General features: G+C 68.2%; 15 protein-coding genes. 10 read left to right on the top strand and 5 right to left on the bottom strand.

Annotated elements, in window-relative coordinates; genetic code table 11:
* Positions 1–10: 10 nt before the first annotated feature.
* The 3 genes from polA (at position 11) to rpsA (ending at position 5,734) form a co-directional block, all read left to right on the top strand.
* Complete coding sequence (gene polA, locus ACEXHE_RS02410) at positions 11–2,833, top strand: DNA polymerase I (protein WP_374784578.1); 2,823 nt, start codon at positions 11–13, stop codon at positions 2,831–2,833.
* Positions 2,820–4,145, top strand: a complete 1,326-nt coding sequence (locus ACEXHE_RS02415; RefSeq protein ID WP_374784579.1) for a GNAT family N-acetyltransferase — start codon at positions 2,820–2,822, stop codon at positions 4,143–4,145. Before polA ends, ACEXHE_RS02415 begins: the two co-directional genes overlap by 14 nt.
* 140 nt (positions 4,146–4,285) lie before the next feature.
* Positions 4,286–5,734 carry a 30S ribosomal protein S1 gene (gene rpsA, locus ACEXHE_RS02420; RefSeq protein WP_091697049.1) on the top strand — a complete coding sequence of 483 codons (1,449 nt, stop codon included), beginning with the start codon at positions 4,286–4,288 and terminating at the stop codon, positions 5,732–5,734.
* A 205-nt stretch (positions 5,735–5,939) separates the two neighbouring features.
* On the opposite strand, the gene ACEXHE_RS02425 is transcribed toward rpsA, so the two are convergent.
* Positions 5,940–7,163, bottom strand: a complete 1,224-nt coding sequence (locus ACEXHE_RS02425; RefSeq protein ID WP_374784580.1) for a class I SAM-dependent methyltransferase — start codon at positions 7,161–7,163, stop codon at positions 5,940–5,942.
* On the bottom strand, positions 7,160–7,831 hold the full coding sequence (locus ACEXHE_RS02430; protein WP_374784581.1) for an IMPACT family protein: 672 nt from the start codon (positions 7,829–7,831) through the stop codon (positions 7,160–7,162). Before ACEXHE_RS02430 ends, ACEXHE_RS02425 begins: the two co-directional genes overlap by 4 nt.
* Positions 7,832–8,101: 270 nt before the next feature.
* Here ACEXHE_RS02430 and coaE (ACEXHE_RS02435) point away from each other — a divergent pair, with 270 nt between their 5' ends.
* From coaE (ACEXHE_RS02435) to ACEXHE_RS02460, 6 genes are all read left to right on the top strand, one after another.
* Positions 8,102–10,465, top strand: a complete 2,364-nt coding sequence (gene coaE, locus ACEXHE_RS02435; protein ID WP_374784582.1) for a dephospho-CoA kinase — start codon at positions 8,102–8,104, stop codon at positions 10,463–10,465.
* On the top strand, positions 10,458–11,135 hold the full coding sequence (gene coaE / locus ACEXHE_RS02440; RefSeq protein ID WP_091697038.1) for a dephospho-CoA kinase: 678 nt from the start codon (positions 10,458–10,460) through the stop codon (positions 11,133–11,135). Before coaE (ACEXHE_RS02435) ends, coaE (ACEXHE_RS02440) begins: the two co-directional genes overlap by 8 nt.
* Before the next feature lie 53 nt (positions 11,136–11,188).
* The gene (uvrB, locus tag ACEXHE_RS02445) at positions 11,189–13,369 is read left to right on the top strand and encodes an excinuclease ABC subunit UvrB (protein ID WP_091697035.1); all 2,181 of its coding nucleotides are present in this window, start codon (positions 11,189–11,191) and stop codon (positions 13,367–13,369) included.
* A 45-nt stretch (positions 13,370–13,414) separates the two neighbouring features.
* Entirely contained in the window at positions 13,415–14,068 is a 654-nt protein-coding gene (locus ACEXHE_RS02450) for a SatD family protein (protein WP_374784583.1), read from the top strand.
* Positions 14,065–14,799 (top strand): hypothetical protein, encoded by a 735-nt coding sequence (locus ACEXHE_RS02455; protein WP_374784584.1) that lies wholly within the window; start codon positions 14,065–14,067, stop codon positions 14,797–14,799. Before ACEXHE_RS02450 ends, ACEXHE_RS02455 begins: the two co-directional genes overlap by 4 nt.
* 305 nt (positions 14,800–15,104) lie before the next feature.
* On the top strand, positions 15,105–16,364 hold the full coding sequence (locus ACEXHE_RS02460) for a TerC family protein (RefSeq protein ID WP_374784585.1): 1,260 nt from the start codon (positions 15,105–15,107) through the stop codon (positions 16,362–16,364).
* 81 nt (positions 16,365–16,445) lie between these two features.
* Here the strand turns inward: ACEXHE_RS02460 and ACEXHE_RS02465 are convergent, their stop codons facing one another.
* The 3 genes from ACEXHE_RS02465 to ACEXHE_RS02475 are packed head-to-tail and all read right to left on the bottom strand — an operon-like array spanning position 16,446 to position 21,289.
* A complete protein-coding gene (locus tag ACEXHE_RS02465) occupies positions 16,446–17,876 on the bottom strand; it encodes an alpha/beta fold hydrolase (RefSeq protein WP_374784586.1) in 1,431 nt (476 codons plus the stop codon).
* The gene (locus ACEXHE_RS02470) at positions 17,873–20,551 is read right to left on the bottom strand and encodes a DEAD/DEAH box helicase (protein WP_374784587.1); all 2,679 of its coding nucleotides are present in this window, start codon (positions 20,549–20,551) and stop codon (positions 17,873–17,875) included. Before ACEXHE_RS02470 ends, ACEXHE_RS02465 begins: the two co-directional genes overlap by 4 nt.
* Before the next feature lie 57 nt (positions 20,552–20,608).
* The gene (locus tag ACEXHE_RS02475; RefSeq protein ID WP_374784588.1) at positions 20,609–21,289 is read right to left on the bottom strand and encodes an MBL fold metallo-hydrolase; all 681 of its coding nucleotides are present in this window, start codon (positions 21,287–21,289) and stop codon (positions 20,609–20,611) included.
* Between the two features lie 159 nt (positions 21,290–21,448).
* On the opposite strand from ACEXHE_RS02475, the gene ACEXHE_RS02480 reads away from it, so the two are divergent.
* Positions 21,449–21,850: a GntR family transcriptional regulator gene (locus ACEXHE_RS02480; protein WP_374784589.1), complete on the top strand. Its 402-nt coding sequence runs from the start codon at positions 21,449–21,451 to the stop codon at positions 21,848–21,850.
* Positions 21,851–21,958: the final 108 nt, after the last annotated feature.

Consider the following 21,958-nt stretch of genomic DNA (forward strand, 5'->3'; position numbering starts at 1 on the left):
GCTGGCACCCGTGACCGACTCCAGCAATTCCGCCACGCCCTCTCGCCTGCTCGTCATCGACGGACACTCCATGGCGTTCCGTGCCTTCTACGCCCTCCCGGTGGAGAACTTCGTGACCGACACCGGTCAGCACACCAACGCCGTCTACGGGTTCACGAACATGCTGCTGACCATGATCCGCCAGCAGAGGCCCACGCACGTGGCGGTCGCCTTCGATCTGGACACCCCCACCTTCCGCTCAGAGGACTACACCGAGTACAAGGCGGGGCGGTCCAAGACCTCTGAGGAGTTCCACGGCCAGGTGGACCTGATCGTCAAGGTCATGCAGGCGATGAACATCCCCACCGTGACCATGGACGGCTTCGAGGCCGACGACATCGTGGCCACCTTCGCCGCCCGCGCCGAGGCCGTCGGCTGGGAGACCCGCGTGGTCTCCGGCGACCGTGACGCCTTCCAGCTGATCACCGACCAGACCCTGGTGCTCTATCCCAAGAAGGGCGTCTCCGACATCCCGCCCATGGACGCTGATGCCATTCGCGAGAAGTACGGGGTCGATCCGGCGAACTACCCCGACCTGGCGGCCCTGGTGGGGGAGACGGCGGACAACCTGCCCGGCGTCCCGGGAGTGGGGCCCAAGACGGCGGCCAAATGGATCGGCCTGTACGGCACCTCCGAGCAGGTCCTGGAGCACGCCGAACAGATCAAGGGCAAAGCCGGTGAGAACCTGCGTGCCCACGCCGAGGATGTGCGCCGCAACCGCAGGCTCAACGCCCTGATCCGGGACTTGGAGCTGCCCGTGGAGCTGGAGGCCACTGCACTGGAGCAGCCGGACCGCGAGGCGATCGAGGAGCTCTTCGACGCCCTGCAGTTCAACACGGTCCGTCAGCGCCTGTTCGACACGATCGCCGAACGTCTCGGGGAGGATGCCCCGGCGCCCGAGGCCGAGGAGACCCTTGAGTTCGAGATCGCCGAGTCCGCCGACCAGCTGGAGCGGTTCCTGCAGGAGGAGTCCTCGGCGCTGATGGGCGTGCACGTGGTGCTCGATGGTCCCGCGCTGCTGCCCAAGCGCAAGGTGCCGGCCCCCGGAGACCACGGCGTGCCCGTGGGAGTCGCCCTGGCCACCGAGGAGCGGGGTCTGTACGTGTCCCTCGCTGTGCGGGGCGAGGACACCGGTGCGGCAGGCACGGAGGTGGGGGCCGTCGTCGGGAGGTATCTGGCCGATGCCGGCCAAGACAAGGCCGTGCATGACATGAAGGCCGCCGCCAAGGCCCTGGCCTCGGCGGGACACCGCAGCGGACTGGGGCAGGACATCACCCTGGCCGGTGTGGTGGACGACGTGGCGCTCTCGGCCTACCTGATCCAGCCGGACCGCCGTTCCTACGGACTCGATGCGCTGGTGCAGACCCACCTGCAGTCCACCCTCGAGGTGGAGTCGGACCAGGGACAGTCCAGCGGCCAAGGCGAACTGGACCTGGACGGCACGGACCCTGACGCCGCCGAGCAGCTGCGCGCCCAGGCCGAGCAGTCCGTGCGATCCGCGTGGATGGTGCGCCGGCTCTCCGAGACCTTCACCCCGCAGCTGGTGGAGCGCGGTGGTCAGCAGCTGCTGCAGGGCCTGGAGATCCCCGTGGCCCATGTGCTGGTGCAGATGGAGCTGGCCGGCATCGAGGTGGACCGGCAGCAGCTGGACACCCTGTACGGGGAGTTCACCGAGGCGATCGAGGCGGCCCAGGAGTCGGCGTGGGCCTCCGTGGCCGAGGAGACCGGCGGGGCAAAGGTGAACCTGGGCTCCCCCAAGCAGCTGCAGACCCTGCTGTTCGAACAGCTGGACATGCCCAAGACGCGCAAGACCAAGACCGGCTACTCCACGGATGTCGAGTCCCTGCAGGATCTGCTGGCCCAGACCCAGCATCCGTTCCTGGAGAACCTGATGCGCCACCGGGACGCCACCAAGCTGCGCCAGACCGTGGAGGGCCTGCGCGAGTCGGTGGCGCCGGATGGCCGGATCCACACCACGTACTCGCAGACCACGGCCGCCACCGGTCGCCTCTCCAGCCTGCACCCGAACCTGCAGAACATCCCGGTCCGCACCGAGGCGGGCCGCCGGATCCGAGAGGTGTTCGTCGCGGGGGAGGGACACCGGCTGCTGACCGCGGACTACTCCCAGATCGAGATGCGCATCATGGCCCACCTCTCCGGGGACGACGGTCTGATCCAGGCGTTCCGCGAGGGCGAGGATCTGCACCGGTTCGTCGGCGCCCAGGTGTTCGGCGTGGAGCCGGAGGACGTCACCGGCGAGATGCGCGCCAAGGTCAAGGCGATGAGCTATGGCCTGGCCTACGGGCTGAGCTCGTTCGGGCTCTCCAAGCAGCTGCAGATCCCCGTGGACGAGGCGCGGCAGCTGATGAAGGGGTACTTCGACCGCTTCGGCGCCGTGCGCGACTACCTGCAGGACGTGGTGAAACAGGCTCGTCAGGACGGGTTCACCTCCACCATCGAGGGGCGACGCCGCTACCTCCCGGACCTGAACAGCGACAACCGCCAGCTGAGGGACATGGCCGAACGCGCCGCCCTGAACGCGCCGATCCAGGGCTCGGCCGCAGACATCATCAAGCGGGCCATGCTGGATGTGGCCCGCGGTCTGGAGCAGGAGCAGATGGCCACCCGGATGCTGCTGCAGGTCCATGACGAGCTCGTCCTGGAGGTGCCCGTGGAGGAGTTGGAGGCCGCCACCACACTGCTCACCGAACGGATGGGACGGGCCGCGGACCTCACTGTCCCGTTGGACGTCTCAGTGGGCGCCGGGCAGAGTTGGCACGATGCCGCACACTGACACCCGCACCCCCATCACGGACCACCTGGCCGAGCACGGCCTCATCCTGCGTGAGCTCACCCAGTCCAGCGTCTCCGCCGCCGAGAACCCGGCCGTAGCCCGTCAGTACCGGACCGTGGAGCGGGGCTTCTACGAGGAGCCGCCCACCGGAGAGGCCCTGGACCAGTGGCTCGGCCTGAGCCTCCAGGACGGACGCCGGTTCCTGGGCGTCTACCCCCAGGACGCCGACCCGGCCCAGACCGACCCGGTGGGCACTTTCGTGGACTTCGTCAAGGGACTGCATGTCGGCGGCGGGCGTGAGGTCCCGGCCTGGCTGATCTCCAACGTCACGGTGTCCCCGACCCACCGGCGCCGGGGGATCCTGCGCGCCATGATGGGCGAGTCCCTGCAGACCTCCCTGGACCGGGGTGTGCCGGTCGCCGCGCTGACGGCCTCGGAGGGAGGGATCTACTCCCGCTTCGGCTTCGGCGTGGCCAACTCCTTCCGGTCCATCGAGGTCGAGGTCCAGGGCGGTCTGCCCCTCCGCGGACCGGCCCCCACCGGTTCGGTCCGGCTGGTGGAGCCTCGCGAGCTGGACGGGCTCGGCGACGAGCTGTATCGCCGTGCCTACCTGCAGACCCCCGGCTCGGTGGAGCGCACGGCCTCCTACCGGGTGGAGGAGGCGGACGCGAACCTGCACCGCAACGGCGGCAAGGGCACCGGCCTCTACGCGGCCGTCCACTACGACGACGGCGGCAGACCCCGCGGCTTCGTCACCTATCGCTTCGCCGGCTGGGACAAGAAACCCCAGACCATGGAGGTCCAGTCCCTCATCACCACGACGGCGCAGAGTCACCGCGCTCTGTGGCAGTTCCTGGGATCGCTGGACCTGATCGACCGGATCAGCTGGCAGGCGGCACCGGACGATGGTCTGCTCGAGGCGATGGTGGTGGACCGTCGGCGGATCCGGACGACCTTCACCCAGGACCGGCTCTGGCTGCGGATCCTTGACGTTCCGGCGGCACTCTCGGCGCGTCCCTGGTCCCAGGACGGGTCGATCCTCCTGACGGTGACCGACTCGATGGGGTGGGCCGAGGGCACCTGGCGCGTGGACGTCGTCGGGGGAGAGGCCACGGTCTCACGCGCCGAGTCCACCGCCGCGCCGGACCTCAGCATGGACGTGGCGGAGCTGGGCAGCGTGTGGCTGGGCGGGATCTCCCCAGAGGTGCTGCGCCAGAGCGCGCTGGTCACCGAGCATCGCCCCGGTGCCGTGGCCGAGCTGGGACGGATGCTCGCTCAGGACCGTCCCGTGCACTCCATGACAGGCTTTTGATTTCTGCTTGTCCACGGGACTAGACTGGCCGAGCACTTTCTGTGCGAAGACCATCATCCATACGAACCCACTATCCGGGTGCCCGCGCTTCGGCGCCGAACCCCGGCCGAGTGAACAATCCACATCGGAGCCCCTACTACATGACCATCACCTCCACCGCCCCGCAGGTCGCCGTCAACGACATCGGATCTGCTGAGGACTTCCTCGCCGCCATCGATGAGACCATCAAGTACTTCAACGATGGCGATCTGGTCGAAGGCACCGTCGTCAAGGTCGACCGTGACGAGGTCCTGCTGGACATCGGCTATAAGACCGAGGGCGTCATCCCGTCCCGCGAACTCTCCATCAAGCACGATGTCGACCCGGACGAGGTCGTCGCCGTGGGTGACTCCGTGGAGGCCCTGGTCCTCACCAAGGAGGACAAGGAAGGGCGCCTGATCCTGTCCAAGAAGCGGGCTCAGTACGAGCGCGCCTGGGGCGACATCGAGAAGATCAAGGACGAGGACGGTGTGGTCACCGGTTCCGTCATCGAGGTCGTCAAGGGCGGCCTGATCCTGGACATCGGGCTGCGCGGCTTCCTGCCCGCCTCCCTGGTCGAGATGCGCCGCGTCCGCGACCTGGCCCCGTACATCGGCCAGGAGCTCGAGGCCAAGATCATCGAGCTGGACAAGAACCGCAACAACGTGGTCCTGTCCCGCCGCGCCTGGCTGGAGCAGACCCAGTCCGAGGTCCGCTCCAACTTCCTGCACAAGCTGGAGAAGGGCCAGGTCCGCACCGGCACCGTCTCCTCCATCGTCAACTTCGGCGCCTTCGTGGACCTGGGTGGCGTGGACGGCCTGGTGCACGTCTCCGAGCTGTCCTGGAAGCACATCGACCACCCCTCCGAGGTCGTCGAGGTCGGCCAGGAGGTCACCGTCGAGGTGCTCGAGGTGGACATGGACCGCGAGCGTGTCTCGCTGTCGCTGAAGGCCACCCAGGAGGATCCGTGGCAGCTGTTCGCCCGCACCCACGCCCTGGGCCAGGTCGTGCCGGGCAAGGTCACCAAGCTGGTTCCGTTCGGTGCGTTCGTGCGCGTCGAGGACGGCATCGAGGGCCTGGTGCACATCTCCGAGCTGGCCTCGCGTCACATCGACACCGCTGAGCAGGTCGTCTCCGTCAACGACGAGCTGTTCGTCAAGGTCATCGACATCGACCTGGAGCGTCGCCGCATCTCGCTGTCCCTGAAGCAGGCCAACGAGGGCGTGGACCCCGAGGGCACCGAGTTCGACCCGGCGCTGTACGGCATGGCCGCCGAGTACGACGAGGAGGGGAACTACAAGTACCCCGAGGGCTTCGACCCGGAGACCAACGAATGGCTCGAGGGCTTCGAGACCCAGCGCGCCGCCTGGGAGCAGCAGTACGCCGACGCCCAGGCCCGCTGGGAGGCTCACAAGGAGCAGGTCGCTCGTGCCGCCACCGAAGAGGCAGAGGCTGGCCCGGTCGAGTCCGGCTCCACCTCGTACTCCTCGGAGGCTCCGGCCACCGACGCCGGCACCCTGGCCTCGGACGAGGCTCTGGCCGCCCTGCGCGAGAAGCTCACCGGCAACTGATCTGCAGATCAGGTTCGCCGTGGACTCCCTGAGGGTCTGAGCAGCCACGAGACGCCCGGTTCCCCGATCCCCACCCTGCGTGGAGGTCGGAGGGACCGGGCGTCTTTGCGTAGAACGCACAGTGTCCGCGCCGCCGTGAGATCCAGGTCCTGCGGGAGCGGATCATCGGCACCGTGGGGGGCTGAGAGCTGCTCTCTGAGGTCCCTCAGCGGCGCCGAGAGCTGACGGTGACCGTGAACTGGCGGTCGCGGGCCACCTGGCGGGTTGGTCCGACGAGCCGCTCCAGCAGGGGCCGGTACCGCAGGTGTGAGTTCCAGACGCACCACAGCTGGCCACCGTCCTCGAGCACTCGGGCGGCCTCGGCGATCAGCCGCTGAGCCACCCCCGGGTCCACGGCATTGCCGTCATGGAACGGCGGATTCAGCACCACGAGCGGCTCGGACGCCTCGTCGACTGAGGACAGAGCGTCGTCCCGCCTGATCTCCACTCGGTCCAGGACGCCGTTCTCCCGGGCTGTCAGCTCGGCGGAGCGGCAGGCGTCCGCAGACTGGTCAGTGGCCAGCACGCTCAGTCCAGCCCACTGCAACGCCAGCCACAGGGCGATGGTGCCGTTGCCGCAGCCCAAGTCGATCGCCCGCTCGGTCGTCAGTGTGCCGGAGTGGACGGCGGCGGCCATCGCCTCGAGCAGCAGGCGTGTGCCCGGATCCAGACGTGCCCCGCCGAAGGTGGCGCCGTAGGCAGCCAAGGTGACTGAGCCGACGTCGGGAAGCTCCTGCGCACGCGTGCGCGGGAAGGGAGCCGGGCGCCCGCGCCGGGGCCCACGAGCGGTGATCACCCGGGACTTGGAACGGCCACGCCCAGCCACCACGGACGTGAAGCTGCGAGTCAGGACCTCGTTCATGCGCGGGCTCATGTGCTTGTCCCGACCGCCGGCCAGCACCACCACATCCTCATGCGCATGCTCAGCCACCAGATGCGCGGTCTGGTCCAGCGCGTCCAGGGACCGGGGGAGCGGAAGCAGGACCGTGCGGGCACCGGCCAGGAGCTCCGGGCCGATCTCCCCCCGCGTGAGCTGTCCGGATGCTGCGAGATGCGCTGCGAACCGCTGGGCGTTCAGAGCGACTGAGCGCTCATGGGACAGGGAGTCCTGGCCCAGACGGACCGAGACCCCGGCGGCCAGCAGCGGGAGGGTCAGCGCACCATGCCGGTCGTCCAGAACCACCACCGGGTCGAGGGGATGCCGGGCCTGCGCCCAGGTGGCCACGGTGTCCAGCAGCAGCAGGTCCGCGGCGTCGTGCGCCTGCAGTCCAGCGCCGGTCGGCAGGGGATCCCGCACCAGGTCCGCGAAGGGGAAGTCCTGTGTCAGGGTCGTGGCCAGACGACCCAGGACGGCGTCCGGCGTCTGCCCGGGAGGAACGGTCGAGGTCATGAGGTCCTCCCGGTGACATCGATCCATCGTTCGCCAACGGCCTGGGGCTGGACCTGGCCGCCGGAGAGCGCCGCCACCTGGGACTCCAAGAGCGACGCGGCCTCCTCGGTCTCCGGCAGGGCGAGCCTCACCGTGACATCGCGGGCACCGTAGTCCACGGCGTCCACGGTCCAGCCGGCCGTTCGGAACTCGTTCTCCCAGAGTCCAGCTCTGCCAGGATCCGCCTGGATCTGCCAGATCCGCATCGGCTCTCGCCGGACCAGCCGGACGGTGTCCAGGGCGGTCGAGACCGACTCCGAGTAGGCCCGCACCAGGCCGCCCGCGCCCAGCTTGACGCCTCCGAAATAGCGCACGACGGCGGCGCACACGTCGGAGAGGTCTCGCACCTCGGGTGCCCCGGCAGGTGGGCGATCACCGTGAGTCGGCGTGGTCTCCCGGCGGGTGAGCGCCTCCAGGATGGGGGCGCCTGCTGTGCCCGCGGGCTCGCCGTCGTCGTTGGAGCGCCGCGTCTGCTGGCGGTCACCCAGCACGAAGGCCGTGCAGACATGCCGCGCCTGGCGGTGCTCCCGGCGGACCGACTCGATGAAGTCCCTGGCCTGATCCTCCGTCTCGACCCGTGCCAGGTGGGCGATGAACTGCGAGTTCCGCACCTCGATCTCATGCTTCACCGGCGTGGTCCTGAACCTCTGTGGCAGGACAGCATAGCCGTGAGGAGTGGGGGAGTCGGAGACCATGCACACCACTCTAGAGAGGTCAGGGGCCTGGGCTGACAGGGCAGACCTCCACAGACCAGAAGACTACGGTTCGGTAACATCGGGCGCCCTGCTGACCCTCCGATCTGCGCTGGTCGGCCGGTCCCCGGTAGCCTAGGTGATCGTGCCCACCGCGCACAGGGTCCGTCATGGGGCGGATCCCCGTCAACCCGGAAGCACTCGCACATGCTCACGAGACTGCACAACATGCTCGGGCTGCGCACCAGCGCACCCATCTTCTTCCTGTCGGCAGCCGTCATCATCCTCTTCACCGCCGCCATGGGGATCTTCCCGGTCGAGGTCCGCACCTTCTTCGGTGAGGCCGCCGGATTCCTCCGCTACGACGCCGGCTGGTACTTCACCCTCGCCGCCAGTTTCCTGGTGATCTTCGCCATCGGACTGGCCATCAGCCGCTACGGGCGACTCAAGATCGGCGACGACGACGCTGTGCCGGAGTACAGCGGACTGGCCTGGTTCGGCATGCTGTTCGCCGCCGGCGTGGGCGCTGTGCTCATGTTCTGGGGTGTGGCCGAGCCGATGAACCACTTCGCCAACCCGCCGCTGTACGGCACCGAGCCGGCCAGCGACCGGGCGGCCACCGAGGCCATGTCGATCGCCAACTTCCACTTCGGCGTGCACATGTGGGGCATGCTGATCGTCCCGGGCCTGGCCTTCGGCTACTTCACCTACAAGCGCAAGCTGCCTCCGCGCGTGTCCTCCGCGTTCCAGCCGCTGCTGGGCGACGGCATCCACGGCCCCTGGGGCAAGCTGATCGACATCATCTCCATCGTGGCCACCGTGTTCGGCCTCGCGGTCTCCGTGGGCCTGGGCGCCATGCAGATCAACAGCGGCATGTCCTACGTCTACGGCATCCCGATGGCCGGCTGGATCCAGGCAGCGATCATCGCCGTCATCACGGCCGTAGGCCTGGCCTCGGTGCTGGTCGGCATGGACAAGGGTGTGAAGCGCCTGTCCTACATCAACATCGTGTTGGCCATCGCCCTGATGGTCTTCGTGCTGATGTTCGGCGCCACGATGAACACCATGCGCGGCATCGTCGAGTCGGCCGGTGCCTACATCGCCGCACTGCCGGCCCTGTCCTTCTTCAACGACACCTTCGGCAACGGTGAGTGGTCCGGCGACTGGACGGTCTTCTACTGGGCCTGGACGGTCACCTGGGCACCATTCGTGGGCATGTTCGTGGCTCGCATCTCCAAGGGTCGCACCATCCGCGAGTTCGTGGCCGCGACCATCGGCCTGCCCACCGCCTTCGTCATCGTCTGGATGGGGGTCTACGGCTACAACGCCTTCCGGATCGACCGGGCTGAGGGCACGGCCGGGTCACTGACCGAGACGATCGTGGAGGAGGGGAACGCGCAGGCCGCCCTGTTCCAGTTCCTGCAGTCCTTCCCGGCCTTCAGTGTGATCGCCGTCGTCACCCTGATCATCATCACGGTCTTCTTCATCACCTCGATCGACTCCGGTGCGCTGGTGATGGACGCCATGGCCAACGGCCATGAGGACGAGGCACCGCGTCGCCAGCGCATCTTCTGGGCACTGGCCGTCGGCGCCGTCTGCACCGCCATCCTCACCACCTCCGGCGAGCAGGGCCTGGACGCGCTGCAGGAGGTCATCATCGTGATCGGTGCACCGGTCATGTTCCTCTCCTGCATGCAGTGCATCCTGCTGCTGCAGGCCCTGCGTGAGGATGCCGGCTCGGCGCGTCCGCTGCGCACCCGTCAGTGGAAGCGCGTCCTCCCGGCGGAGGAGTACCATCGCCGCGCCCAGGAGGATGCCTCCGCCGTCGAGGACTTCGTCATCCGTCCCGAGTACCAGCTCGGCACCGAGCCCGAGCACGACACCCATCAGCCGCGCACCTGGCACTGGCAGCGCGAGCAGGAGGGCCAGCCGGTCCTCCAGGTCGGCCTCACCGGTGGGCTCTCGGCCGGCAAGTCCACCGTGGGCGAGGTCTTCCGCGAGCTCGGCGCCGTGGTGCTGGACACCGACGAGATCTGGCAGCACGTGCTGCGGCCGGGCACCGAAGCCCACCAGGAGGTCGTGCGGATCTTCGGTGACAGCATCCAGGCCGAGGACGGCTCGATCGACCTGCTGGCACTCCAGGACCTGGCCAACGGCAACGAGACCGCCCGGGCCCGTCTGTACGACCTGGTGCTGCCGCTGGTGCGCCAGGAGGCGCGTGTGCGCGGCCGCGAGGCCGGACAGCACTCCGTGGTGGTCCAGGACATCCGTGACCTGGTGGCCACCGGTCAGGCCCCGCACTTCGATCTCGTCGTCGTGGTCGAGGCGCCGGCTGAGACCCAGGTCGATCGCATGATCGAGGAGTTCGGCATCAGCCGCGAGGACGCCTGGACCCGCGTCGACAGCCTGGCCACCGACGAGGAGCGTCGTCAGCTGGCCGATGTGGTGATCGTCAACGACGCTGGCCTGGACGAGCTGCGGAGCCAGGTCGTAGGCGTCTGGGACGAGCATGTCTCTCCGGTGCTGCGCGAGGCGTCCGGCGCCGGTTCGACGGCGGTGGACCATGTCTGAGTCGCCACAGGAACACCCTGAGAGCGGCCCACGCCCACGGCTGCACATCGGCCTGACCGGTGGCATCGCCTCCGGCAAGTCCACCGTGGCCGCTGAGCTGGCTCGGCGAGGCGCCGTGGTGGTGGACGCCGACGCCATCGCCCGGGCTGTGGTGGCCGCCGGGTCTCCGGGCCTGGCTCGCGTGCGGGAGGAGTTCGGAGAGCAGGTGATCGGCCCGGATGGTGAGATGGACCGTGCCGCCGTGGCTCGACTGGTCTTCTCAGACGCCGACGCGAGAGAGCGGCTCAACGCGATCATCCACCCGCTGGTGCGCGCCGAAGGGCGACGGGTCGTGGAGCAGGCCGGACCGGAGGCCGTGGTGGTGCAGGACGTGCCCCTGCTGGTGGAGACCGGTCAGGCATCCCTGTACGACCTCGTCCTGGTGGTCCTGGCCGACGCTGAGGAGCGCGTGGCCCGCATGGTCCGGGACCGGGGGATGGACGAGGACGAGGCACGGGCGCGCATCGCCGCGCAGGCCACGGACGAACAGCGGCGCGCCGCAGCGGATGTGGTGATCGTCAACGATGCCGGACTGGAGGATCTCATCCGCACCACCGGCCGGTTCTGGGAGGCCTACGTGGAACCGGTCCTCCGCGGAGAGCAGCCCGAGCCGGAGCCGTCCGCCGGCTGAGAAATTACCCCCTGAACGGGGCCACCACCACGGCTGCGGCGTAGCGTAGAGACATGAGCCTCGCCCAGAAGATCAACCGTGTGGTGGCCCCGTTCGAGGTCGTCTCGGAGTTCCAGCCCTCCGGAGACCAGCCCAAAGCCATCACCGAACTGGCCGAGCGGATCAACGCCGGGGAGAAGGACGTCGTCCTGATGGGCGCCACCGGCACCGGCAAATCCGCCACCGCGGCCTGGCTGGTCGAGCAGGTCCAGCGGCCCACGCTGATCATGGTGCAGAACAAGACCCTCGCCGCCCAGCTGGCCAATGAGTTCCGCGAGCTGCTGCCGAACAACGCCGTCGAGTACTTCGTCTCCTACTACGACTACTACCAGCCGGAGGCCTACGTCCCGCAGACGGACACCTTCATCGAGAAGGACTCCTCGATCAACGAAGAGGTCGAACGTCTCCGGCACTCAGCCACCAATGCCCTGCTCACCCGGCGTGACGTCGTCGTGGTGGCCACCGTCTCCTGCATCTACGGTCTGGGCACCCCCGAGGAGTACATCGAGCAGATGGTCACCCTCCAGCGGGGCCAGCAGATGGACCGGGACGATCTGCTGCGCCAGTTCGTGAAGATGCAGTACGTGCGCAATGACACCGACTTCCACCGCGGCACCTTCCGCGTGCGCGGGGACACCGTGGAGATCATCCCCATGTACGAAGAGCTCGCGGTGCGGATCGAGTTCTTCGGGGACGAGATCGACTCCATCCAGACCCTGCACCCGCTCACCGGCCAGGTGGTACGGGACGAGGAGGAGATGTACATCTTCCCGGCCTCGCACTATGTGGCCGGCGACGAGCGCATGCACCGGGCCATCACCTCGATCGAGGACGAGCTGCGCGAACGGCTGCAGGAGCTGGAGTCCCAGAACAAGCTCCTGGAGGCCCAGCGGCTGCGCATGCGCACCACCTACGACCTCGAGATGATGCAGCAGATGGGCTACTGCAACGGGATCGAGAACTACTCCCTGCACATCGACGGCCGCCCCCGCGGCTCGGCCCCGCACTGTCTGCTGGACTACTTCCCGGACGACTTCCTGCTCGTGGTGGACGAGTCCCATGTGACCATTCCGCAGATCGGCGCCATGTTCGAGGGGGACATGTCCCGCAAGCGCACTCTGGTGGAGCACGGCTTCCGTCTGCCCTCGGCCATGGACAACCGTCCGCTGAAGTGGGACGAGTTCCTGGAGCGCATCGGCCAGACCGTCTACATGTCCGCCACCCCGGGCAAGTACGAGCTGGCCCAGGCCGACGGTGTGGTGGAGCAGATCATCCGTCCCACCGGGCTGGTGGACCCCGAGGTGGTGGTCAAGCCCACGAAGGGTCAGATCGACGACCTGCTCGAGGAGATCCGCGTCCGCACGGAGAAGGACGAACGGGTGCTGGTCACCACCCTGACCAAACGGATGGCCGAGGACCTGACCGAGTACCTGCTGGAGCACGGGGTGCAGGTGCAGTACCTGCACTCGGACGTGGACACCCTCAAACGCGTCGAGCTGTTGCGTGAGCTGCGCAAGGGGACCTTCGACGTCCTGGTCGGCATCAACCTGCTCCGGGAGGGCCTGGACCTGCCGGAGGTCTCGCTGGTCGCCATCCTGGATGCGGACAAGGAGGGCTTCCTGCGCTCCTCCACCTCGCTGATCCAGACCATCGGCCGTGCCGCCCGCAACGTCTCCGGTCAGGTGCACATGTACGCCGACCGGATCACCGACTCCATGCGCTTGGCGATCGACGAGACCAACCGCCGGCGCGAGGTCCAGGAGGCGTACAACAAGGAGCACGGGATCGATCCCACGCCGCTGCGCAAGCGGATCGCCGACATCACCGATCAGTTGGCGCGCGAGGACGCGGACACCGCTGACCTGCTCGGCGGCATGGGCGGGATCAAGGTCGGCTTCGAGTACGGGGCCGGCAAGCGCGGATACACCGCAGCCATCACCGATGAGCAGCGGGCCAAGGCGGCCGCGGCGGGTGCCGCAGACAGCCAGGACCACGACGGCGGCGGCACGCCGGCCAGCGCGGCGAACCTGGCTGCGCTTCCAGCCAAGGATCTGGAGGACCTCATCGCCCAGATGAGCGCCCAGATGCACCAGGCCGCTGTCGACCTCCAGTTCGAGCTGGCGGCGCGCATCCGCGATGAAGTGGCCGAGCTGAAGAAGGAGCTGCGCCAGATCAAGCGTGAAGGCCACGCCTGACAAAAGTGCTGATATTGGGACGGTATCAGTGGTATTGTCCAGCTCATGACAGAGCAGAACCGCCCGGCAGTGGCCTTGGTGGCCGACATCGTGGGCTCGCGACAGCTGGCCGACCGCGCGTCCGCCCAACAGCGGATCCACGAGGCGTTCGCGCGAGCCGAGCAGGCTGTGCGTCCCCTCCAGGGTGGCTGGGCGACGGTGGGGGATGAGTTCCAGGCGGTCTACCGCACCTGGCAGGACGCCTTGAGAGCCACGCTGCGGGTCGCCGTGTTCCTGCCCGAGAATGTCGTGCTGCGGTACGGGCTCGGTGAGGGAGAGCTGCGCGTGGTCGAGCGACGTGCCGAGGGGGACATCCTGGAGGGGACGGCCTGGTACCGGGCTCGGGAAGCCGTCGACGAGGCCGCTGGATCGCACCGGCCGTCCGGACTGGCCACCGCCTATGTCGGACCCGCGCCGGAGCTGACCGCGTCGCTGAATGCTCAGCTGTTGCTGCGCGATCACGTGGTGGGGCGGCTGAAGGCCCGGGAACGCCGACTGCTCGGGCATCTGCTGGACGGACTGACCCAGACCGAGGCGGCGCAGCAGGAGGGGGTCTCCCAGTCCGCTGTCTCGCAGGCGGTCCACCGCTCTGGAGGAGCTCACCTGCTGGAGGCCGACCGACTGCTGGGTGAGGTTCCACGAGAGGAGCGGGGCCGGTGACGATCTCCTTCACCCTCGTGATCCTGGCGGCTGTCGCTGCCCATGACCTGCTGGACGTGCTGCTGCGCGGATTCCTGCACGCCCGTCCGGCATGGCGCGTGGCCGCCCGAGTGACGGTCCAGGTGGTGGTGACGGCCGTCGTCGCGGTGATCTGCGGCGTGCTGATGGGCCCGCTCGGGCTGCTCCCGGCCGCCGTGGGAGCGGCCGTCATGGTGGGCTGGGGCTGGACGCAGGAGCGGTGGAGATCGGCCGGCGCGGTCCTGTCGGCCATCCTGGCCGTCTCGACCCTGGTGGATGTGCTGGCCGGGCGGATGGGAGGGACGTCCGGCGTCCCGGTGCTGGCGGCTGGGGCCGTGGTGGTGCTGTTCCTGACGGAGTCCGGCAACAGGATCACCAGATCGGTGCTCTCTCTGGCCGGTCGTGCTGATGCCGACGCGCCCCCGGCGGTGGCGTCCGACGCGGGTGATTCCGGCTCCGAGGAGGAGCTCGAACTCAAGGGAGGGCGGTACATCGGCCCCATGGAGCGGATCCTCGTCTTCGGCCTGGCGCTGGCCGGCGCCGAAGGGATCATCGGAGCGCTGATGGCCGCCAAGGGGATCGTGCGGTTCCCGGAGATCTCCGCCGACCGTCGCCGAGGTGGCCGCGCCGAGGAGTTCCTGGTGGGCTCGCTGACCTCGTGGGGGCTGGCCGCCGGTGGCGTGCTGCTGCTCTGGCTCTGGCAGATCAGTTGATAATCCCTCAGTATCAGTGTTTCTGTGCGGTGGCGGTCCGAGGCGGCCCGCAGATCAGGCTGTAGACTTTCCCACGGCGTAGGGGAGTATCCCGAACACTGCGGACGTCAGCACGCGGGCCGAGCCGAGAGGCGGCGGTCAGCCGGGCGCAGGGGCCAGCACTGGACGCAACGGCGGACAGTGGGGCGGAGAGACTTGCGGCACACACCCGACCGGGTGTCTCTGTGCACTTCGCCCTGATGTCCATCCGTGGGGCGGCGCACCGAGGCACAGCCGGACCCTCTTCACGGAAAGTCTGTCAGCCTATGGAGATCAACGGTCTCACCTGGGGTATCACGATCGCACTGATCGTGGGCCTGCTCGCCTTCGACTACATCTTCCACGTGCGCAAGGCGCATATCCCGACGATCAAGGAAGCGGCCATCTGGTCCGCCATCTACGTCGGCATCGCCCTGCTGTTCGGCCTCGTCTTCTTCGCCTTCGGCGACACCCAGCATGCGGTGGAGTACTACACCGGCTACATCCTGGAGAAGGCGTTGAGTGTGGACAACCTCTTCGTCTTCCTCATCATCATGGCCTCCTTCAAGGTGCCGCGCGAGTACCAGCAGAAGGTGCTGCTGTTCGGCATCACCTTCGCCCTGATCTCCCGGACCGCCTTCATCCTGCTGGGCGCGGTGATCATCCAGGCCTGGTCCGACGTCTTCTACCTCTTCGGCCTGTTCCTGCTGCTCGTGGCCGGTCAGCAGCTCCGCAGCGAGCTGCGCGATGACGACGACTCCGAGGACGAGGCGAACAACATCATGGTCCGCCTGGCCAAGAAGATCCTCCCGGCCTCGGACAAGTACGACGGCGACAAGCTCTTCACCTGGGAGAACGGCAAGCGGGTGATGACCCCGATGCTGCTGGTCATGGTGGCCATCGGCGCCACCGACATCCTCTTCGCCTTCGACTCCATCCCCGCCATCTTCGGCGTCAGCCAGGAGGCGTACATCGTCTTCACCGCCACCGCGTTCTCGCTGATGGGACTGCGCCAGCTGTTCTTCCTGATCGATGGTCTGCTGGATCGCCTCGTGTACCTCTCGTACGGTCTGGCGGCCATTCTGGCCTTCATCGGCGTTAAGCTCGTGCTGCACGCCCTGCACGACAACAACCTGCCCTTCATCAACAACGGTGAGAACGTTCCGGTCCAGACCATTCCGACCACCATGTCCCTGCTCGTGGTCGTCGGCATCCTGGCGATCACCGTGGTGGTCTCGCTCTCCAGCCCCAAGGGACAGGCCCTGCGGGCGCTGCAGAACGCCGAGCGCTACTCCTTCCGCTACACCAAGCTGGCCGAGGAGTCCCCGGAGCAGGACCGCCGCGAGGCCGAGGCCCTGATGGACAAGTGGACCCAGGCCGCCGAGCAGGTGCCCCAGAAGTTCCGGGACGAGCTGATCGACCACAAGGACAGCTACTCCCGGATCATCCGCACCGCCCATGAGACGCGCCTGGCCTCCGCTCAGGCGACCGGGCAGTCGGCGCCGGTCTCTCAGCAGATCGTGGACCGCGGCGGTCCCCAGGTCTGACCCACCGCCTGCCGTTCAGGCCCCGGAGTGCAGCTCGCGCTCCGGGGCCTGTGCCGTCTCAATGGGGTCTCTGTGTGTGGGTCAGGACTCGGTCATCTCCAGCAGGCGCCGCAGGATGGCCGGCCCGTCGTCGCCGATGCCGTCATGGTGGTACTCATCGGTCTCCCAGACCTGCAGGCCGCGGACGCGTCCGGCGGTCTCCAGGGACAGGTCTCGGTCCACATAGACATCGTCTGTGTACACTGCGGCAGCGACCGGAACGGTGTTGACCTCGAGGGTCTGCAGGTCATAGAGGGGGCCCCAGGCGGTGCGCTGGGCCAGGAGCTCGGTGACCTCGGCCATCGGCTGCAGGGCCGGATCCAGTTCCGGGTACCAGTCGAACACCATCTCCCCGGTCAACAACGGCGTCTCGGCCCGGTCCGGATCGAAGTCCGGGTGCTCGGCCAGGACTCGCTGGGCTGCCCAGCCGGTGGCCTCCCGTCCGTGGGTCATCTCGGCCGACTGGGCGTAGATCGACTCGTGCATCACCAGGTAGAGCGGGTTGGCGGCCCGGCTGACCTGCTGGTAGAGCAGGTGCAGGAAGGCGTCCGAGAGCGGCCGGTCCTCCGGCGCGGTCTCCCGGTCTGAACCGGGATCGGTGGAGCCGTCGGCGAAGGCCTGCTCCAGGACATAGTGCAGCTGGTCCATCCGGGTGTTCCCGCCCAGGAGCATGCCGAGCATCTGCACCCGACCGACGGTGACCGGTGAGCCGTCGGGCAGCACCTCCAAGCCGGTCCGGGCACGTCGGTACACCCGAGCCAGCTGGTCTCGGTCCTGCGGGTGAGCCGAGAAGAACTGCTCACTGCGGGTCCTCATGCGTGCGTAGGTCGCTCGGTACACCCGGTCGGCGGCTCCGTCCAGCGGAGCCAGTCCGCCGGTGATCAGGCCACGGGCCATGCCCTCCGGGTGCCAGGAGAGGTAGCTCAGCGTGCAGAATCCGCCGAAGCTCTGGCCGAACACCGTCCAGGGGTCGGCCCCCAGGGCACGGCGGATCATCTCCGCGTCCTGGACGATCGAGGGCGCCCGGAAATGCGCCAGGTGGTCGGCCTGCTGTGCTGGGCTGCCCTCTGCCGGGAGGGTCTGGCGTGTCACCGGGGTGGAACGGCCCGTTCCGCGCTGATCCAGCATCAGGATGCGGAAGCGCTGGGCGGCCTCCTTCATCCATCCGCCCAAGCGCGCCTGGCGCACGCCCTGGCCGCCGGGCCCGCCCTGCAGGTACAGCAGCCAGGGCAGATCCTGATGCCCGGGGGAGACTGCGGACCCGGCGTGGTCGGCATGGACGTACTCACGGGCATAGACGGTGATCGTCCTCCCCGCCGGGTGAGCGTGGTCCAGGGGCAGCTCGAACCAGTGATCGGTGATCGCGGTGCCGTCCAGGAGACGGTCCTGATGACCGACACGATGCGCAGCCGCGGTGGGATCGGCGAATCCTCGGGGATCGCCGGGGAGGAATTCGCTGTGCTGAGGGCTCATAGCGCCCAGCCTGCCTCAGGTGCGCCCACGGAGACCACCTGGATGACCGGACGGGCGAACTCGTCCGAGGCGTCCAGGTCCACCATGGCGTTGATGCCCCAGTCCAGATTGCCCTCCGGATCCACCAGGATCTGCCGCACCGCCCACCAACGCTGACCGGTGACGCCCTCGGGCACGCCGCCTCCCGGCTCCGGCGATGGCGTGGTGTTGACCCGGAAGTACTGCGGACCGCGGGCCGCGGGCCCATCGTCGATGTCCTCGTAGTCACCGAAGTAGCCGTCCATCGCGTCCGCCCAGTCATCCGGTGAGAAGACCGCGTTCCGTGAGGGGCCGCCGTCGGGCGCGTCCAGCTCGGCCAGGGCCCGGTCCTGCTCGTCACCGAACAGGCGCACCCGCCGGAACATGGCGTTGCGCACCATCACCGTGAACACGGGGACGTTGGAGGTCAGGCGTGGGGGAGCAGGGGGCTCGAGGGCCTCATGGTCCTTCTTCAGCTCGTCGATGTCCCCGGCCAGCAGGTCCTCCCACTCCTCGAGCAGGGAGGAGTCGGTCTGCTTGACCATCTCGTCCAGCCAGCTCAGGATGAGGTCGATCTCCTCGGTGCGGGCGTCCTGGGGGATGGTCTGGCGCAGGGCTTTGACGGCATCGGTCAGGTAGCGCAACAGCACGCCTTCGGACCGGGCGATCCCGTAGAAGTTCACGTAGTCGGTGAAGCCCATGGCCCGTTCGAACATGTCGCGCACCACCGACTTGGGGGAGAGCTCGAAGTCGTTGAGCCACGGTGCCTGCGCTCGGTACACCTCGAACTGCTGCTCCAGCAGCTCGGCGAGCGGCTGGGGGTAGGTGATCTCGTCCAGCGCGTTCATCCGGTCGGTGTAGTCCATGCCCTCGGCCTTCATGGCCGCCACGGCCTCGCCCTTGGCCTTCTTGAGCTGGGCTGAGAGGACTTGGCGTGGCGGATCCAGGGTGGCTTCGATGATCGAGACCATGTCCAGTGCGTACTCCGGATCTGCCGGGTCCAGCAGCTCGAAGGCCGCGAGCGCGAAGGGGGAGAGCGGCTGGTTCAGGGCGAAGTCCGGCTGCAGGTCCACCGTGAGCTCGACCGTGCGGCCTTCGGGATCGGGCTGGGGGAGCTTCTCCACCACGCCGGTGGCCAGCAGTTCACGGAAGATCCCGAGAGCACGTCGCATCAGGGCCGCCTGCCGAGCAGGGGTCTCGTGCGTGCTGCGCAGCAGCCGTCGGACGGCGATGACCGGATCGCCGGGCCGCTCGAGGATGTTCAGCAGCATCGAATGGTTGACGCGCATGTGGCTGGACATGGCCTCGGGCTCGGCGGTGGTCAGCTTCTCGAAGGTGGCCCGGCCCCAGGAGACGAACCCCTGGGGTGGTGTCTTCTTGGGTGAGGACCTGGTGGACTGCTTCATCCGCTTGGCCCGTTCGGCCTCGTCCTTGACCCCGGCGAACTTCGCGGCGGCCTTGGCCTGGGCTCGGGCGTTCTCGATCACGTGCTCCGGGGCCTGGACCACCACGGTGCCGGCGGTGTCGAATCCGGCCCGTCCGGCTCGACCGGCGATCTGGTGGAACTCGCGGGCATTGAGCAGGCGGGTGCGTTCGCCGTCAAACTTGCTCAGTGCCGTGATCAGCACGGTGCGGATGGGCACGTTGATGCCCACCCCGAGGGTGTCCGTGCCGCAGATGACCTTGAGCAGGCCCTCCTGGGCCAGCCGCTCGACGAGGCGACGATACTTGGGCAGCATGCCGGCGTGATGGACGCCGATGCCCGCGCGGACCAGTCGGTTCAGGGTCTTGCCGAATCCGGCTGAGAAGCGGAACCCGGCGATGCGCTCGGCGATGCGGTCCTTCTCCTCCCGCGTGGCGATCGACAGGGAGGACAGGGACTGGGCTCGTTCCACGGCGTCCAGCTGGGAGAAGTGGACCACATAGACCGGTGCCTGGTGGGTGGTGACCAGTTCCTCCACCGCATCCTGCACGTGCTGCTCCGACCACTCATAGCTCAGCGGGATGGGCCGTTCGGCGTGGGCGATGGTGACAGCAGTGCGTCCGGTCCGCTCCTGCAGGTCCTTCTCGAAGCGGGTGGTGTCACCCAGGGTGGCGCTCATCAGGAGGAACTGAGCCTGGGGCAGCTCCAGCAGGGGGACCTGCCAGGCCCAGCCACGCTGCGGGTCGGCGTAGAAGTGGAACTCGTCCATCACCACCGGTCCCACCTCCAGGCCCGACCCTTGGCGCAGGGCCAGGTTGGCCAGGATCTCCGAGGTGCAGCAGATGATCGGCGCATCCCCGTTGACCGAGGAGTCCCCGGTGACCATCCCCACGTTCTGCGCGCCGAAGATCTCGACGAGGGCGAAGAACTTCTCCGAGACCAGGGCCTTCAGCGGCGCGGTGTAGTAGCTGCGACGTCCGATGGCCAGCCCGTGGGCATGGGCGGCCACGGCCACCAGCGACTTCCCCGACCCGGTGGGGGTGGCCAGGATGACGTGGTGGCCCTGGACCAGCTCCATGGCCGCCTCATCCTGGGCCGGATAGAGCGTGATCTCCCGTTGCCGGGTCCAGTGCAGGAAGGCATCGTAGACCGCATCGGGCTCGGGGGTGCCTATGGTGGGATCGGTGCCGGTGTCGTCGGTATGGGGCAGGGGAAGCAGGTCGGTGAGGAGCATCCCTGCCAGCCTAGTGGGCGGGCGGAGACCATCCGCCGCGGCGCCAGGATCGCCGGGTCACCAGCCCCGCTCGCGCCACTCCTGCAGGTGGGGACGTTCCTGGCCCAGGGTGGTGGAGGCGCCGTGTCCTGGATGGACCACGGTGTCATCGGGGTAGGCGTCGAAGAGGCGTTCCTTCACATCGGTCCACAGTGAGGCGAACCGGTCGGGGTCCTGCTGGGTGTTGCCCACCCCTCCGGGGAAGAGGGAGTCGCCGCTGAAGCAGATCGGTGCCCCGTCCTCCGGCTCGTAGACCAGGGCGACAGAGCCGGGGGTGTGTCCGCGCAGGCCCACCACGCGCAGGCTGATCCCGTCGAAGGTGGCGGTGTCGCCGTGCTGCAGCAGACCCTTCTGGGCCACGCCGGTCTCCTCGGTGATCGCCTCAGCGTCGTCCACGCCGGCGGCGGTGCCGGCACCGGTCTGCTCCACCACCTCGGCCAATGCCCGAATGTGGTCCCAGTGCCGGTGGGTGGTGATCACGGTGGTCAGGCGCAGTGCGCACGGGGTGTCCTCACGCGCCGACTCGATCAGCTCGCCGATCGCGGGAGCTTCAGCCGCCGCGTCGATCAAGACCTGCACGCCGGAGGTCTTGGAGGTGATGAGGTAGACGTTGTTGTCCATCTCCGAGACCGAGCGCTGACGGATCGTCACACGGGGCAGGTCATGGAGCAGCTGGATCGCTGAGGAAGCTGTGGGCATGGGGGACAGTCTAGGGACGCACACCTGCCCGGGGGCAAGAGAGCACCGACTGCTGGCATCTGTTTCTGGCCTGAAGGCGAAACCTCTTTAGACTGGGCAGGACTGACTGCCCTGCTCGCGCCAGGTGGTGCGGGTGCCGCCTGGAGGAGGACCGGAGAGATGACCACCACGGAGATCCCGGTCTGGCTTCTGAACGCGTTGACGATCAAGACCAACTCCACGGTCCCGCCCTTCGAACAGGTGCGCACCGGTCTGCTCGAGCTGATCCAGCAGCAGCGGCTGGGCGTGGGCACGCGGCTTCCCACGGTGAGGGCGCTGGCCTCGGGCCTGGGCGTCTCCGCCAACACCGTGGCGCGCGCGTACAAGGAGCTGGAGCAGGCCGGCGTGGTCACGGCACGGCCTCGCTTGGGCACGGTGGTGGCCCACAATGGAGACGAGTCGCGTCGGCACCTGCTGGAGGCCGCCCAGGTGTATGCCGAACGGGCACGATCCCTGGGATTCAGTCGCGCTCAGGCGGTCCGGCAGCTAGAGTCCGTGTTCGGCTCTGGCGGACCGCGCTGACGCTGTTCCGCCCTGCGCGAAGCACGCCCGGGAAGATGCCGGATCCACCGGATTCGAACATGACTTCGACAGGGGTGCTGGAATACAGTGGAGGGCGTGTCCGCATCC

It is taken from the genome of Micrococcus sp. IITD107 (genome assembly GCF_041927415.1).
Lineage (GTDB): Bacteria > Actinomycetota > Actinomycetes > Actinomycetales > Micrococcaceae > Citricoccus > Citricoccus terreus.